Here is a 13,841-nt window from a genome sequence, read left to right as displayed (position 1 = left end):
CCCGCAAGGCGGCTGAGGGTTCGATCGGGGCAGGTGGGCCGGTTGCACGTGGTGCCGTTCCCCCGCGCGCAGTTCCTCGCGCCCCTGCGGGGCGCTTCCCATCCTGCGAAGCGTCCCGCAAGGCGGCTGAGGGTTCGATCGGGGCAGGTGGGCCGGTTGCACGTGGTGCCGTTCCCCCGCGCGCAGTTCCTCGCGCCCCTGCGGGGCGCCTCCCGCGAGCGCATCCTGCGAAGCGTCCCGCAAGGCCCGGAAACACGGTTTGCCCCACAGGCAAAAAGGTTGCCCGGAGGGCACGGAAGCGGTGGACTGGGTCCATGAACGCGGACCAGATCGAGGTCGACGGCCTCGGCGCCCGGCTGCGGGAGCACCGTTCGGCCGCCCGCCTCACCTTGGAGGCCGCCGCCGCCCGGGTCGGGCTCTCGCCAGCGTACCTGTCGAGGTTGGAGACCGGACAGCGGCAGCCCTCCCTCCCGGCCCTGCTCGGGCTGGCGCGGGAGTACGGGACGACCGTCTCCGGTCTGCTCGGCGAGCAGCAGGACGAGCCCGAGCCGGTGATCCGGGGCGGGGTGATCGAGCCCGGGCGGGCCGGTGGCTGGGGCTACCGGCGGGCCGGGGCGACCGGGCGGGCGATGCAGGCGCTGCACGTTCAGGTGCCGCCGGACATCCAGGACGCCGTGGTCCGGGTCCACCCGGGCGAGGAGTGGCTCTACGTGGTGAAGGGGCGGCTGCGGCTGACCCTGGCCGACCAGGACCACGTGCTGGAGCCGGGCGACTCCGCGCACTTCGACTCGCTCACCCCGCACTGCATCGCCGCCGACTCCCCGGCCGGCGTCGAACTCCTCTTCCTGCACACCCTGTTGCAGAGCCCGGGCAGCAGTCTCTGCCTGCCCGCTCCCCACTGAAAGGGACACCACCATGGCCAAGTCGACCACCGTCCCCGGCCGTCGTTTCGACCGCCGCGTCCTGTGGCGGGTGTTCATCTACATGGTCGCCACCCACGCGTTCCTGGGCTTCCTCGCCCTGCTCTTCGAGATCGGCTCCCGCAAGGGCTGACCGGACGGCCGACGGTCCGTCAGAGCCGCGCCAGCGTGCAGAGCGCGTCCAGCGCCCCGGCGAAGGCGTGCTCCGGCGGGGTCGCGTAGCCGATCACCAGGCCGGACGGCGTCCCCTCGGGCGCCGGTCCGGCGGAGAGCGTCCGGCAGCCGGTCAGGGTGTTCAGCGAGAGACCCAACCACCCTGCCTGGCGCAGCAGTTCGGCGTCGCTGAGGGAGCCGGCCGGCAGCCGCAGCACCGCGTGCAGCCCGGCCGCGATGCCGGTCACCGTCACCTCGGGGGCCCGTTCGGCCAGGGTCCGGACCACCTGGTCACGCCGCCGCCGGTAGTGCAGCCGGCAGCGCCGGACGTGCCGGTCGAAGCCGCCGGAGGTGATCAGCTCGGCCAGCGTGAGCTGGTCCATCGCGCCGGACTGCCCGTCGGCCAGCTCCTTCTGCCGGGCGACCGGTTCGACCAGTTCGGCGGGCAGCACCAGCCAGCCCAGCCGCAGGCCCGGGGCCAGGCTCTTGCTGGCGGTGCCCGCGTAGACCACCCGCTCCGGGTCCAACGCCTGCATGGCGCCGACCGGTTGGCGGTCGTAGCGGAACTCGCCGTCGTAGTCGTCCTCGATCACGAAGCCGCCGCTGCGCCGGGCCCAGGCCACCGCCGCCGCCCGCCGGGCCGGGCGCAGCGGCACGCCGGTCGGGTACTGGTGGGCGGAGGTGAGCACCACCGCGCCGGTCGCCGTGCCACCGGTCAGCCCGTCGAGCAGGTCGGTGCGGGCGCCGCCTTCGTCCAGCGGGACGGCGACGGTGCCGAGACCGTTGGCGGTGATCACCTCCTGCTGCGGCGGCAGGCCGTACTCCTCCACCGCCACCGAGCGGGCGCCGCGCTCGGCCAGCACCCGGCAGAGCAGGCCGAGGCCCTGCTGGTAGCCCGCGCAGACCAGGATGCGTCCGGGGTCGGTGCGCACGCCCCGGGCCCGGGCCAGGTAGTCGGCCAGCGCCCGGCGCAGTTCGATCCGGCCGCGTGGGTCGGTGTAGCCGAAGGCCTCGTGCGGGGCGGTGGCGAGCGCCCGGCGGCCGGCCGCCAGCCAGGCGGTGCGGGGGAAGAGGGCGAGGTCGGGGCGGCCGGGCATCAGGTCGTAGCGGGCCGCCGGTGGCCTCGGCGGGGTGGCGGGAGGGGCGGCCGGCGGGGCGGTGCCCCGGTCGGCGACCACCGTGCCGGAGCCCTGACGGGCGGTCAGCCAGCCCTCGGCGGTGAGCTGGGCGTACGCCTCGGCCACCGTGTTCCGGGCGATGCCGAGGTCGGCGGCCAGCGTCCGGGAGGAGGGCAGCCGGGTGCCGGCCGGCAGCCGGCCGCCGCGGGCGGCCTCGCGCAGCGCCTCCTCCAGGGCGGCCCGCAGGCCGAGTCCGCCGGCCCGGCCGGCGGTCAGGTCCAGGTGCAGGTCGCCGCCGAAAGTGGCCCAGGAATCCATGGCCCCAATGAACCACGGGAGCGGGCCGCCGCGCACCTACGGTCGAGGCATGAGCAACGAACCGAGCGAGTACGTGACCGCCCCCGAGCAGCGCTTCTCGATGCCGGAGCTGGCCCCCGAGTGGTACCGCGCGATGATCGGCATGGACCGGGAGTCGCGCACCCTGGTCGACCCGGTGCTGGCCGAGCTGGTCCGCACCCGGGCCTCGCAGCTGAACGGCTGCGCCTACTGCGTGGACATGCACGCCATTGACGCCCGCCGGGGCGGCGAGCAGGAGCACCGGCTGTACGCCCTGCCGGTCTGGCGGGAGACGCCCTACTTCACCGCCGCCGAGCGGGCCGCCCTGGCGCTGACCGAGGCCGTCACCCTGATCGCCGACGGACCGGTGCCGGACGAGGTGTACCAGGAGGCGGAGAAGCACTTCGCCCCGGCCGAACTGGCCCAGCTGGTCACCGTGATCATCGCGATCAACGCCTGGAACCGGATCGGCGTCACGGCCCGGATGAGCCCGGCGCCGAAGCGGAGTTGATCCCTCCGGAAAAGATTCCTCCGAAGGGCTGTCACATCCGTCCGGCGGGCCGTGTCGGTGGGGTGAGAGCAGCCGGAGCGGCGAGGACCGCACCGGCTCCCACCCCGCCACGAGGAGCCCGAGATGAACGTCACCACCACCGTCGTCACCGTGATCGCCGCCCTGATGTCGGGCTTCTCGGCCTACGCGCTGCTGTCGCGCCAGGTCTGGGTGGTCCAGCCGCTGGAGCAGTACGGCGTGCCGAAGGGCTGGTGGAACCTGCTGGGCGCGGCCAAGGCGGCCGGTGCGCTCGGCCTGCTGGCCGGGCTGGCGTTCGAGCCGCTGCACCTGGCCGCCGGGATCGGCCTGGTGGCCTACTACGGCGGGGCGGTGCTCACCGTGCTGCGGGCCAAGGCCTGGGGGCACGTGCCGTTCCCGATGGTCTACGCCGCCCCGGTGGTCGCCGCGCTGGTGCTGGCCGCCTGACCGGGTGCCCGCCCGGCCCGGCACCCGTCAGTCCGGCACCCGTCGGCCCGGCACCCGACAGTCCGGGACTCGTCAGCCCGGCTCCCGTCGGTCGGGGTGCCCGTCGCCGGGGGTCGAGTACGGGAATCCGCCGGTCGGCCCGGTACCGAGCTGAGAGGGTGGTGGGCATGACGATCGATCAGAACGCCCAGCGGGCCAAGGCCGAACTCCTGCACCGCCTGCACGTCCCGGGCACGCCCCTGGTGCTGGCCAACGTGTGGGACGCCGCGACCGCCCGCCTGGTGGAGGCGGCCGGGGCACCCGCCGTGGCCACCGCGAGCGCCAGCGTCTCCTGGACCCGGGGCGTACCGGACGGCGGCGGCCTCGACCTGGCCGGGGCGCTGGCCCAGACCGCCCTGGTGGTGCGGGCGGTGGAGGTCCCGGTGACCGCCGACCTGGAGGACGGGCTGGCAGCGGACCCGGCCGGGGTCGGCCGGGCCGTCACCGAGCTGCTGGCGGTCGGGGCGGTGGGGGTGAACCTGGAGGACGGCCTGCGACCGGTCGCCGAGGCGGCCGAGCGGATCGCGGCGGCCCGGGCGGCGGCCGAGGAGGCCGGCGTCCGGCTCTACCTGAACGCCCGCACCGACGTGTTCCTTCAGGGCGACCAGGACGTCACCGAAACGGTGGAGCGGGCCCGGGCCTACCTGGCGGCCGGGGCCAGCGGGATCTTCGTCCCCGGCGCCGGGGACCCGAAGGTGATCGCCGAGCTGGTGGCCGCGCTCCCCGGGGTGCCGCTGAACGTGATGGCGGGCCCCGGCGCCCCGACGGTCGCCGAGCTGGCGGCGCTCGGCGTGGCCCGGATCAGCCTGGGCCCCGGGCTGGCCAAGGTGGCCTACGCCGCCGCCCGCCGGGCCGCGGAGGAGCTCTACGCGCACGGCAGCTACGCGGCGCTCGAAGGCGGCCTGGAGTACGGCGAGTTGAACGCCCTGTTCACCGACTAGCCGCCCCGAGCCACACCCGGAGCCGCCCCGAGCCACACCCGGAGCTGCCCGGAGCCACCCCGAGCCGAGCGGCCCGGAGCCGAGCCGGCTACTTCGGGACGGCGGTGCCCGCGCTGCACAGCGGGGCGGCGGCCGAGGCGTTCTTCCCCAGCAGCGGAATGCCCCCGATCTGCTGGACGCAGGTCTCGGCGGCCGAGTTGGAGGCCGCGGCGGACTTGCCGGAGTCGAGCTTGCCGCCCATGTTGCTGCCCGCGTGGGCGGCCGGGGCGGCGAGGGAGAGACCGGCCATGGTGAGGGCGGCGAGCGCCGTGATCTTACGCATGGCCGGTCCAACGAGCGGGCCGCCCGGGCGGTTACCGGGCGGCGGCCCGATCAGCCCTGACGGACCAACCCCGGTCAGCCCTGACGGACCATCAGGGTCTTCACGCTGTTGCTGACGAACGAGGCGATCGGCTCCGGCGCCGGCCCGTCCGCCAGTCGCAGCCCGGGGAAGCGGTCGAACAGCAGCCGCAGCGCGGTCTCCGCCTCCAGCCGGGCCAGCCCGGCGCCCAGGCAGAAGTGCGGGCCGTGCCCGAGCGAGAGGTGCTTGGCCGGGGCCCGGCCCAGGTCGAAGCGGTCGGCGTCCGGGAAGTGCCCGGAGTCCCGGCCGGCCGCCGCGTAGGAGGCCAGGATCGCGTCACCCTGACGGATGGTCACCTCGCCGAGCTCGATGTCCTCGACCGCGTAGCGGAGCGGGAACTGTCCGACCGGGGAGTCGTAGCGCAGGGTCTCCTCGACCACCGCCGCCCAGGAGTGGGTGCCGTCCAGCACCGAGGCCAGCTGGTCCGGGGCGGCCAGCAGGGCCCGCACCGCGTTGGTGATCAGGTTGAGGGTGGTCTCGTGCCCGGCCACCAGCATCAGCAGCAGGGTGCCGACCACCTCCATCTCGGTCAGCCGGTCGTCGGCCTCCCGGGCGGCGATCAGGTCGGTGGTCAGGTCGTCGCCCGGCTCGGCCCGCTTGGCCGCCGCCAGCCCGCCCAGCAGGGCGAACAGGCCCTGCTGGGCGGCCACCGCCGCGCCCGGCTCGGCGGAGCTGCTGACCAGGGTGTTGGAGAGCTCGTGCAGCTCGTCCTGCTGCTTGGGCGGCAGGCCCAGCAGCTCGCCGATCACCTGCATCGGCAGCGGGTAGGCGAAGTGCTGCCGCAGGTCGAAGTCGCCCTCCAGCAGCGCGACCTCGTCCAGCAGCGCGGTGGCGCGGGCCTCGATCGCCGGGGCCAGCTCGGCGATCCGGCGCGGGGTGAAGGCCTGGGTGACCAGGCCGCGCAGCCGCCGGTGGTCCTCGCCGTCGGCGGTCACCATGCCGGGCACGGTGACGAAGTTCATCAGCGGCCAGCCCTCCGGCAGCCGGCCCTCCCGGAGGGTGGTCCACAGCTGCGGGTTCTTGCCCACCCTGGGGTCGTTGAGCAGACCCTGCAGGGTGTCGTGGTGCGTCACCGCCCAGACCACCACCCCGCCAGGGAGCTCCACCAGGACCGCAGGCCCGGCCGCCCGGAGCCCGGCGTTCTCGGTGTGCTGGTCGGCGCCGAAGGGGTCGAGTCGGACGGGCTGGGGGGAGAGGGCGGAGTCCATGCGGGCCTTTCCACGGCAGGGGTACGAGGGGGAGTGAAGGCGCTGTAGAGCACCGGCAGGGCGACCAGGGCGCGGGACCAGGGGGACGGGCGCCAGGCCAGCTCGTGCCCGGGGACGGCGAGTTGGAGGTCGGGCAGCCGGTGGAGCAGGGTCTCCACGGCGGTCTCCACGATCAGCCGGGCCGGGTGCTGGGCCGGGCAGACGTGCCGGCCGGCTCCCCAGGCCAGGTGGGCCCGGTTGCCGCCGAGGCCCTCGCCGGCCGGCTGCTGCACCGCCGGGTCGGCGTTGGCGGCGGCCAGGCCGAGCACCAGCATGTCGCCGGCCGAGATGTACTGGCCGCCCAGCACGGTGTCCGAAGTCGCCCACCGGCCGGGGAAGTTCTGGGTCGGCGGGTCCCGCCAGAGCACCTCCTCCAGGGCGTCCGCGACGGTCAGGCGGCCACCGGTGAGGGTGGCCCGGAAGCGGCGGTCGGTGAGCAGCAGGCGCAGCGTGTTGCCGGTCCAGTTGATGGTGGTCTCGTTGCCCGCCACCATCAGCACCACCAGGTGGTGCACCGCCTCCTCGTCGGACAGCGCGGCGGAGTGCGCCAGCAGCCAGGAGGTCAGGTCGGCGGCCGGCTCCTCCCGGCGGCGCCGCACCAGGTCCAGCAGGATCGCCTGGAACTCGGCGTTGGCCTTCACCGACTTCTCGCTGCTGTCCACGAAGTGGCTGATCAGCTCGACGATGTGCGGCCCGGCCTCGGCCGGCAGGCCGATCAGCTGGGTGAAGACCATCAGCGGCAGCCGCCGGGCGTACTGGGCGATCAGGTCGGCGGTGCCGTCCGGGCCCCAGCCGTCGATCAGCGTGTCGGCGGCCTGCTCGGTGGCCTGCCGCAGCTGCCGGTGGTCGACCTTGGCGAGCGTGTCGGCCACCGCCGCGCGCAGCCGGGCGTGCTCGGCGCCGTCCAGGTTGAGCAGGGTCGGTCGCCACGAGGTCATCGGCAGCAGCCGGGAGTCGGCCCGCAGCCGGCCCTCGGCCGGCACCCGCCAGCGGCGCGAGTCCTTGGAGAACAGCTGCTCGTTCCGGGTGAGTTCGAGCAGCTCCGGGTAGCCGAGCACCAGCCAGGCCTCCACCCCCGGCTCCAGCTCGATCGGGGCCACCGGGCCGTGCTGGGCGCGCAGCCGGGCGTACAGGCCGTGCGGGTCGTCGGCCACGGCGGCGCCGTAGAGGCCGGTTACCGGAGCGGCCGGCCGGGCCGGCCCTCCGGCGGGCTGGTGGGCGGGACAGCCGGGCGGCGGGCCGGCCGCCGCCTCCGGGGTGGGGCTGGTCATGGCTGGAGCTCCAGTACGGAGGTGGAGTGGAGGTGGTCCACGAAGTCGATCAGGACGTCGTAGGAGGCCCGGCGGTCCCGGGCGTCGCAGTGCAGGATCGGCACCTCGGGCAGCAGGTCGAGCGCGGCCCGGAGCTCGTCCTCGGGGTAACTCGGGGAGTCCGGGAAGGTGTTGACCGCGACCGCGAACGGGATGCGCTGCTCCTCCAGCTGCCCCAGCACGTCGAAGCTCTCCTCGATCCGCCGCGCGTCGACCAGGGCGATGGCGCCCAGCGCCCCGCGCGAGAGGTCCTCCCAGAGCGGCCAGAACCGCTGCTGGCCCGGGGTGCCGAACAGGTAGAGCGCCAGCCGGGAGTTGAGGGTGATCCGGCCGAAGTCCAGGGCGACCGTGGTGGTGGTCTTCTCCGGACGGCCCGTCAGGTCGTCGACGCCCACCCCGGCCGCGGTCAGGGTCTCCTCGGTGCGGAGCGGGTCGATCTCGCTCAGCGAGCCGACCAGGGTGGTCTTGCCGACCCCGAACGGGCCGGTGACCAGGATCTTCACCGCACCCTGGACGGAGTCCGGCAGGTACGACGGGTGGGTGTCGGAGCCGTGCGGCTCAACGGAGTTGGCGGAGGCCAACGAGTACCTCCTCGAGGAGGGCGGTGGGCAGGACGTCGGCCTGCGGCACGGGTGGGCGGACGTGGACGGCTCCGGCGTCCCAGAGGTCGCCGATCAGCACCCGGACCACGCCGAGCGGCAGCCGCAGGTGGGCGGCGATCTCGGCCACCGAGAGCAGCTCCCGGCAGAGCGTCATGATCCGCAGCTGCTCCCGGTTCAGGCCCGGGGCGGGCTCGGCGCCGGTGACCGCGACGAGGCTCTCCAGGGCCAGCGTGTTCCGGCTGGGCCGGCTCCGGCCGCCGGTGATCACGTACGGCCGGACCGGCCCGCCCGGGGCGCTCACCGACTGCTCCCGGCCGCCTGCTCCACCCGGGGCGGGCTGGTCAGGTGGGCTCCGATCCGCTCCACCAGCACCTGCATCTGGTACGCCACCAGCCCGGCGTCCACCGCCTCCCCGGTCACCACCGCGAGGTGCGCCCCGGCCCCGGCCGCCACCACGAACAGGTAGCCGCCGCCGTACTCCACCACGATCTGCCGGGTGGCGCTCTGCGGGCCGCCGAAGCCCTGTGCCACGCCCCGGGCCAGCGACTGCAGCCCGGAGCAGGCGGCGGCCAGCCGCTCGGCGTCGTCGCGGTGGATCCGCTCGCTGCGGCCGATCTCCAGGCCGTCGTTGGACACCACGATGGCGTGCTGCACCTCGGGCACGTTCACGATGTCGGCGAGCAGCCAGCCGAGGTCAGGATTGGGGGTCATGGAAGTCTCCGGGGCGCTTGGGGAGTTCGGGGGAGAGAGCTTGGGAGAAGCTGTCCTGCTGGCGTCCGGCGGCCGACCGGCCGCTGGTGGTGCCCGCCTGGAAGAGCGACATGAAGGCGCGCGCCTCCCGGGCGGAGCGAGGCGGCACGGGGGCGCCGCCGGTGGTGCTGGAGCGGGTGCCGCCGGAGGGGCCGAGGGGGTCGCCCCCGGGTGCGCCGGCTCCGGTGCCCTGGTCGCGGCCGGCGTCGCGGCCGGCCCGGGCCGCGGGCTCACCGCGGCGGTTGGCGCGGCGCGGGAGGCTGCTGCCGGAGACCGGCGGCGGTTCCACCGGCTCCGGCGGCGCGGTCCTGGCCGGCTGCGCCGCCGGGATCGTCAGCGGCTCGGTGAGCAGCGCGGACGGCAGCAGCACCACCACCCGCACTCCGCCGTACGGCGAGGGGGCCGAGCTGAGGGTGACCCGGAAGCCGTACTGCTCGGCGAGCCGGCCGACCGCGGCGAGGCCCAACTGCGGTACCTCGCCCAGCCGGGAGAGCTCCAGCGCGGAGCCCCCGGCCAGTGCCCCGGCCGCCTTCTCGACGGCGTGCTCGGCCATCCCGACCCCGCCGTCGTCGATCTCGATCACCGCGCCGTTGTGCACCGGCATCAGGGTGACGAAGACCTGGGTGCTGGGCGGCGAGTAGCGGGTCGCGTTGTCCAGCAGCTCGGCCACCGCGTGGATCAGGGCCTCGGCCGCCGCGCCGATCACGGCGGTCTCGATCCGGCTGCTCACCACCACCCGCTGGAACGGCAGGATGCGTGACTGCGCACCGCGCACCACGTCCTCCAGGGCCACCGGCTCGGGCCAGTGCCGCCCGGCCCGGGCGCCGCAGAGCACCGCCAGGGTCTGGGCCAGCCGGGCCTGTTGGGCCGCCGCGTGGTCGGCCCGCAGCAGGCCCTCCAGCAACTCCGGGTCGTCGTGGTTGCGTTCCATCTCGTCCAGCCCGGCCTGCTGGTCGTGCGCCATCACCAGGATGCGGCGGGCGACGCTCAGGAAGGCTCGCTGGGTGTTGGCGTTGAGCTCCTGCTCGCGCTGGACGGCGGCCGACTCGGTGGTCCGCCGGACGGCCTCCGCCCGGGACCGGGCGTGGAGTTCGGCGTTCTCGCGCTCCCGCTCGGCCAGTGCGGCCCGCAGGGTCCGGCCCACCGCGCGGTACCGGGCGGCGGTCAGGAAGGCGAGGACGGCGACGGCTCCGAGGGCCGCCGCGATCCACTGAGTCATCGTCACGCGGCGAATTCTAGGGTGGTCATCCTACGGATGTATGAACGGATCTGACGTTCAGTGACCTCATCGGACCGGATGCCGGGGCGTCGCCGACCGGCTCTGACGCATCGGTGCAGGTCGGCGGCGGTACACCGTCAATTTTCGGTACCCGCAGGTAATTTCAGTCGAGCACCGGTACCCGGTGCAGGAGCAGCAGCGCGACGTCGTCCGGCCGCGAGCTCCGCTCGGTCACGTTCAGCGTCAGCAGGTCCGCCAACCGCTCCAGCCCGGCCTGCGGGGTGGCCCTGGTCGGCCCGCCGGTCCGGCGGCTCCACAGCTCCAGCCCGTCCAGCATCCGCCGGACCGAGTGGTCGTAGTCCTCCGCCCGGTCCTCGACCAGACCGTCGGTGTACACCAGCAGCGTCTCGCCCACCCCGAGCCGACCCGTCGTCAGCGGGTACTCCCCGCCCGGCTGCACGCCCAGCGGCGGTCCGCCCGGCAGCTCCAGCTGGCTCGCCCGGTGGCCCGCCACCCGGGCCGGCTGCGGGTGCCCGGCCCGCGCCCCGGTCAGCTGCCCGGTGGCCGGGTCCAGCACCAGGTAGAGGCAGGTGGCGAACAGCTCGGTGTCCAGCTCCGCCAGCAGCCGGCTGGTCCGGGCCAGGGTGGCCGCCGGATCGTGCCCGTCGGTGGCGTACGCCCGCAGCCCGCTGCGCAGTTGGCCCATCACCGCGGTCGCCTCGGCGTTGTGCCCCTGCACGTCGCCTATCACCACGCCGACCTTGCCGTCCGCCAGCCGCAGCAGGTCGTACCAGTCCCCGCCGATCTGCATCCCCTCGGTGCTCGGCAGGTACCGGGCCGCCGCCACCACCCCGCGCACCGTCGGCAGGCTGCGCGGCAGCATCGCCCGCTGCAGCTCGGTCGCCCGGTGGTGGTGGGTGTCGTACAGCCGGGCCCGCTCCAGCGACTGCGCCAGGATCCCGGCGAAGGCCGAGTACATCGTCCGGTCCTCCCGGCTGAACACCCGCTCGGTGGCGAAGGTGATCAGGCAGGACCCGACCTGCCGCCCGGAGGCCACCAGCGGCAGCACCGCCCAGGCGGGCGGCGTCAGCGGCCCCTCCCGGCGCTGCCCGCCCGGCTCGCTGAACAGCGGCACCGACCTGGTCAGCGAGGACTGCATCACCCCCGCCGACAGGTCGTGCAGCCGGCTCAGCTCGCTCCGGTACGGCCCGCCGAACACCTCCTGCGAGATCGGCAGCAGCCGGCCCTCGTCCACCAGGTCCAGCACCAGCCCCGAGGCACCCAGCGCGGGGCGGGCGATGTCCGTCATCGCGGTGGTCACGTCCCGCACCGTCACCGCCCGGGACAGCGTCCCCGTCAGCGCCAGCAGCAGCGCCGACCGCGCCCCGGCCCCCGCCGGATCGGCCCCCGGGGCCCGCGGCGGTGCGGGCGCCCCGGCCCGCTGACGGTCCGTCATCAGCCCCGCCACCCGGACCGGGCGGCCGTGGCTGTCGAGCATCACCTCGCCGTCCTCCCGGACGTGCGTCACCCCGCCGTCCGGCCGGGCCACCCGGTACGCGAAGCGGTACGGGCCGCCCGCCGAGAGCGCCTCGGCCATCGCCGCCTGGAGGTCCGGCAGGTCCTCCGGGTGCACCAGCTCGGAGATCTGCGGGGCCGGCGCGGTCTCCGCCTCCGGCGGCGGCTCCAGGCCGAACAGCCGGTACGCCCGGGGGTCCCAGCTGGTCTCGCCGGTCACCAGGTCCCGCTCGAACGCGCCCGCCCCCGCCGCCCGGGCCGCCATCGCCAGCAGCGGTGGGCCGGCCGTCCCGGAGCCCGCCCGGACGCCCGGCGGTATCGGCCCGGCGGCGGCCCGGACGTGGCCGATCAGGTGCGAGATGCGGTGCGCGACCGCCTCCGCGAGGGTCTCCAGCACGTCCAGGTCGCGGCGCGGGACGGTGCCCCGGTGCGCCAGCGACAGCGCGAGCGAGCCGATCGCCGCCCCGTCCACCACCAGCGGCAGCACGGCCAGCGCGACCAGGCCGGTGCCCCGGCCGGCGTGCGTCTGCGGGTAGTCCGCGCTGGTCTGCTCCGGGCTCAGCAGCACCGTCTCGCGGCGCCTCAGCGCCAGCGCGGCGGGCAGGTCCGAGGCCGGGTCCACCACGTCGTACCGCTCGCGGGCCCAGTCCGGCAGTCCGTGCGAGGCGGCCAGCCGCAGGAGTCCGTCGTTGTCCGTCAGGTACAGCGCCGAACCCTCGCCGGTGATCCAGCCCGGGCCCTCCGACAGCACCGTGGCGAGCAGGTCGGCCGCGCCGTGCGAGCGCAGCAGCAGCCGCACGCAGCGCATCACCGTCCGGGGGCCCTGGGTGCGCGCGGCCCCCTCCTCGGCGGCCAGCCACGGCTCGGTCAGGTCCATCGGAAACGCCGGCCCTTCCGCGCGCGGGGTGGTGCGCCCATCCTATTTGCGGCCCCGCCCGTCCGGCGCCTCCACCGCACGTGCCGACCCCGCCCGGGCACCTCGCAAAAGGGACGTTCCAGCCCCGCCCCCGGTTCCCCGTCCGGCCCGGCTTCCCCCACCCGGACGGCACCGCCCGCCCGCTCGGGGGAAGCCCCGCAGCTGAGGGAGCGTCAGGAGCGGTCGCCGGGCGGCGGCGTGGTGGTCAGGCCAGGCGGCGGTGGACGACGACCACGGTGCGGTCGTCGGCGACGTCCGGGGCGACGGTGGCGAGCAGGTCGGCGGCGGGGTCCCCGGTGGCGGTGCGCAGCAGCGGGGCGGCGGCGGCCAGCAGGCGGCTGATGCCGTCGTCGATGTCCTCGCCGGGCACCTCGACCAGCCCGTCGCTGTAGAGCAGGAGCGAGTCGCCGTGGGTCAGCTCGCCGTGCACGGGCGGGTAGCGGGAGCCGGGCAGGATGCCCAGCGCCGGGCCGCCGCCGTCGGCGGCGAGCAGCCAACTGCCGCCGTCCGCCCGGTGGTAGTGGGCGGCGGGCGGATGCCCGGCGTTGAAGAGGCGGTAGCCGCCGTGCGAGGGGTGCAGGGCCAGGTGGACGGCGGTGGCGAACTCCTCCTCCCAGCCCAGCCGGCACAGGTAGTCGTTGGCGGTCGGCAGGAAGGCCTCCGGCGGCACCGACCCGAGCAGCGTCGCGAACGCCCCGGAGAGGTGCATCGACCGGGCGGCGGCCCGGCTGCCCTTGCCGGACACGTCCACCAGCACCACCTCCAGCAGGTCCTGCTCCGGCCGGTGCGCGGCGAGCAGGAAGTCCCCGGAGAAGAAGGTGCCGGAGACGGGGGACAGGGCCCGGTGGAAGCGCCAGTCCAGCAGGTGCTCCGGGAGGCGCCCGAGCGCGCCGGTCCGTTCGGCGAGCTCCAGCAGCATCGAGTCGCCCCGGGTGCCGCGCAGGCCGAGCCGGCTGCGGTGCCGGGAGGTCAGCAGCACCGTCGCGGAGGCCGCGATCACCACCCAGGCGGAGCCGGGCGTGAGGCCGAGCGGCTCGCGCCAGAGGAAGCAGGCGACCAGCCCGAGCAGGACCGGCACCATCAGGACGAGCTGACGGCGGGTGTGCAGCAGGAAGCCGCCGAGGATCACCGGCAGCACCAGCGCGGAGGGCGGGCAGCCGTCCGGGACGACGACGGCCAGCAGGGTGAACAGCAGGGTGAGCACCGAGAGCAGACCGAGCGCGGCCTTCTCGGCGGCGGCGTCGCCGTCCAGGAGCTGGCTGAACCAGCGCCCGCCGGGGCCGCGGCGCAGCCGGTCGGAGAGCTGCCGGGCCATCGTGGTGACTGCGGGCACCTGACCTCCGCCGTGGCTGACCTTCCGTCAGCCCACTGTAAGCAGCGGCCCGGCGCGGGGCCTCCC

The 13,841-nt window shown here is 75.4% G+C and carries 15 protein-coding genes; 5 read left to right on the top strand and 10 right to left on the bottom strand.

Annotated elements, in window-relative coordinates; translation table 11 throughout:
* The first annotated feature begins 314 nt into the window (after positions 1 to 314).
* Complete coding sequence (locus ACIRBX_RS05675) at positions 315 to 902, top strand: helix-turn-helix domain-containing protein (protein WP_402293935.1); 588 nt, start codon at positions 315 to 317, stop codon at positions 900 to 902.
* A gap of 13 nt (positions 903 to 915) precedes the next feature.
* Complete coding sequence (locus ACIRBX_RS05670; RefSeq protein ID WP_402293934.1) at positions 916 to 1,053, top strand: DUF6126 family protein; 138 nt, start codon at positions 916 to 918, stop codon at positions 1,051 to 1,053.
* Between the two features lie 19 nt (positions 1,054 to 1,072).
* Here the strand turns inward: ACIRBX_RS05670 and ACIRBX_RS05665 are convergent, their stop codons facing one another.
* Positions 1,073 to 2,509, bottom strand: coding sequence for a PLP-dependent aminotransferase family protein (locus ACIRBX_RS05665; protein ID WP_402293933.1), 1,437 nt, complete (start codon positions 2,507 to 2,509; stop codon positions 1,073 to 1,075).
* 49 nt (positions 2,510 to 2,558) lie between these two features.
* Here ACIRBX_RS05665 and ACIRBX_RS05660 point away from each other — a divergent pair, with 49 nt between their 5' ends.
* The 3 genes from ACIRBX_RS05660 (at position 2,559) to ACIRBX_RS05650 (ending at position 4,483) form a co-directional block, all read left to right on the top strand.
* On the top strand, positions 2,559 to 3,038 hold the full coding sequence (locus ACIRBX_RS05660) for a carboxymuconolactone decarboxylase family protein (RefSeq protein ID WP_402293932.1): 480 nt from the start codon (positions 2,559 to 2,561) through the stop codon (positions 3,036 to 3,038).
* A gap of 123 nt (positions 3,039 to 3,161) precedes the next feature.
* Positions 3,162 to 3,503 (top strand): DoxX family protein, encoded by a 342-nt coding sequence (locus ACIRBX_RS05655; protein ID WP_402293931.1) that lies wholly within the window; start codon positions 3,162 to 3,164, stop codon positions 3,501 to 3,503.
* Positions 3,504 to 3,670: 167 nt separating this feature from the next.
* Complete coding sequence (locus ACIRBX_RS05650) at positions 3,671 to 4,483, top strand: isocitrate lyase/phosphoenolpyruvate mutase family protein (protein ID WP_402293930.1); 813 nt, start codon at positions 3,671 to 3,673, stop codon at positions 4,481 to 4,483.
* Between the two features lie 88 nt (positions 4,484 to 4,571).
* On the opposite strand, the gene ACIRBX_RS05645 is transcribed toward ACIRBX_RS05650, so the two are convergent.
* The 9 genes from ACIRBX_RS05645 to ACIRBX_RS05605 form a co-directional block, all read right to left on the bottom strand.
* A complete protein-coding gene (locus tag ACIRBX_RS05645; RefSeq protein WP_402293929.1) occupies positions 4,572 to 4,805 on the bottom strand; it encodes a hypothetical protein in 234 nt (77 codons plus the stop codon).
* A 74-nt stretch (positions 4,806 to 4,879) separates the two neighbouring features.
* Positions 4,880 to 5,956 carry a cytochrome P450 gene (locus tag ACIRBX_RS05640; RefSeq protein WP_402293928.1) on the bottom strand — a complete coding sequence of 359 codons (1,077 nt, stop codon included), beginning with the start codon at positions 5,954 to 5,956 and terminating at the stop codon, positions 4,880 to 4,882.
* Positions 5,953 to 7,401, bottom strand: a complete 1,449-nt coding sequence (locus ACIRBX_RS05635) for a cytochrome P450 (protein WP_402293927.1) — start codon at positions 7,399 to 7,401, stop codon at positions 5,953 to 5,955. The genes ACIRBX_RS05640 and ACIRBX_RS05635 overlap by 4 nt, the downstream gene beginning before the upstream one ends.
* On the bottom strand, positions 7,398 to 8,021 hold the full coding sequence (locus ACIRBX_RS05630) for a GTP-binding protein (RefSeq protein ID WP_402293926.1): 624 nt from the start codon (positions 8,019 to 8,021) through the stop codon (positions 7,398 to 7,400). The genes ACIRBX_RS05635 and ACIRBX_RS05630 overlap by 4 nt, the downstream gene beginning before the upstream one ends.
* Positions 7,999 to 8,343: a DUF742 domain-containing protein gene (locus tag ACIRBX_RS05625; protein ID WP_402293925.1), complete on the bottom strand. Its 345-nt coding sequence runs from the start codon at positions 8,341 to 8,343 to the stop codon at positions 7,999 to 8,001. Before ACIRBX_RS05625 ends, ACIRBX_RS05630 begins: the two co-directional genes overlap by 23 nt.
* A complete protein-coding gene (locus tag ACIRBX_RS05620; protein ID WP_402293924.1) occupies positions 8,340 to 8,753 on the bottom strand; it encodes a roadblock/LC7 domain-containing protein in 414 nt (137 codons plus the stop codon). The genes ACIRBX_RS05625 and ACIRBX_RS05620 overlap by 4 nt, the downstream gene beginning before the upstream one ends.
* Complete coding sequence (locus tag ACIRBX_RS05615; protein WP_402295246.1) at positions 8,737 to 10,011, bottom strand: sensor histidine kinase; 1,275 nt, start codon at positions 10,009 to 10,011, stop codon at positions 8,737 to 8,739. Before ACIRBX_RS05615 ends, ACIRBX_RS05620 begins: the two co-directional genes overlap by 17 nt.
* Before the next feature lie 163 nt (positions 10,012 to 10,174).
* Entirely contained in the window at positions 10,175 to 12,403 is a 2,229-nt protein-coding gene (locus tag ACIRBX_RS05610) for a SpoIIE family protein phosphatase (protein ID WP_402293923.1), read from the bottom strand.
* Positions 12,404 to 12,647: 244 nt separating this feature from the next.
* Complete coding sequence (locus tag ACIRBX_RS05605; RefSeq protein ID WP_402293922.1) at positions 12,648 to 13,775, bottom strand: PP2C family protein-serine/threonine phosphatase; 1,128 nt, start codon at positions 13,773 to 13,775, stop codon at positions 12,648 to 12,650.
* Positions 13,776 to 13,841 lie beyond the last annotated feature (66 nt).

The sequence above is a fragment of the Kitasatospora sp. NPDC096147 genome, assembly GCF_044763225.1.
Taxonomy (GTDB): Bacteria; Actinomycetota; Actinomycetes; order Streptomycetales; family Streptomycetaceae; genus Kitasatospora.
Note: the sequence above shows the minus strand (reverse complement) of the source record. Positions and strands in the feature narration are given on the sequence as shown.

What these genes read in the sequence shown, in the direction of transcription:
- ACIRBX_RS05675 (WP_402293935.1), top strand. Translation starts at nt 315, where the DNA reads ATGAACGCGGACCAGATCGAGGTCGACGGCCTCGGCGCCCGGCTGCGG.
- ACIRBX_RS05655 (WP_402293931.1), top strand. Translation starts at nt 3,162, where the DNA reads ATGAACGTCACCACCACCGTCGTCACCGTGATCGCCGCCCTGATGTCG.
- ACIRBX_RS05615 (WP_402295246.1), bottom strand. Translation starts at nt 10,011, where the DNA reads ATGACTCAGTGGATCGCGGCGGCCCTCGGAGCCGTCGCCGTCCTCGCC.
- ACIRBX_RS05660 (WP_402293932.1), top strand. Translation starts at nt 2,559, where the DNA reads ATGAGCAACGAACCGAGCGAGTACGTGACCGCCCCCGAGCAGCGCTTC.
- ACIRBX_RS05670 (WP_402293934.1), top strand. Translation starts at nt 916, where the DNA reads ATGGCCAAGTCGACCACCGTCCCCGGCCGTCGTTTCGACCGCCGCGTC.
- ACIRBX_RS05665 (WP_402293933.1), bottom strand. Translation starts at nt 2,509, where the DNA reads ATGGATTCCTGGGCCACTTTCGGCGGCGACCTGCACCTGGACCTGACC.
- ACIRBX_RS05635 (WP_402293927.1), bottom strand. Translation starts at nt 7,401, where the DNA reads ATGACCAGCCCCACCCCGGAGGCGGCGGCCGGCCCGCCGCCCGGCTGT.
- ACIRBX_RS05650 (WP_402293930.1), top strand. Translation starts at nt 3,671, where the DNA reads ATGACGATCGATCAGAACGCCCAGCGGGCCAAGGCCGAACTCCTGCAC.
- ACIRBX_RS05645 (WP_402293929.1), bottom strand. Translation starts at nt 4,805, where the DNA reads ATGCGTAAGATCACGGCGCTCGCCGCCCTCACCATGGCCGGTCTCTCC.
- ACIRBX_RS05620 (WP_402293924.1), bottom strand. Translation starts at nt 8,753, where the DNA reads ATGACCCCCAATCCTGACCTCGGCTGGCTGCTCGCCGACATCGTGAAC.
- ACIRBX_RS05610 (WP_402293923.1), bottom strand. Translation starts at nt 12,403, where the DNA reads ATGGACCTGACCGAGCCGTGGCTGGCCGCCGAGGAGGGGGCCGCGCGC.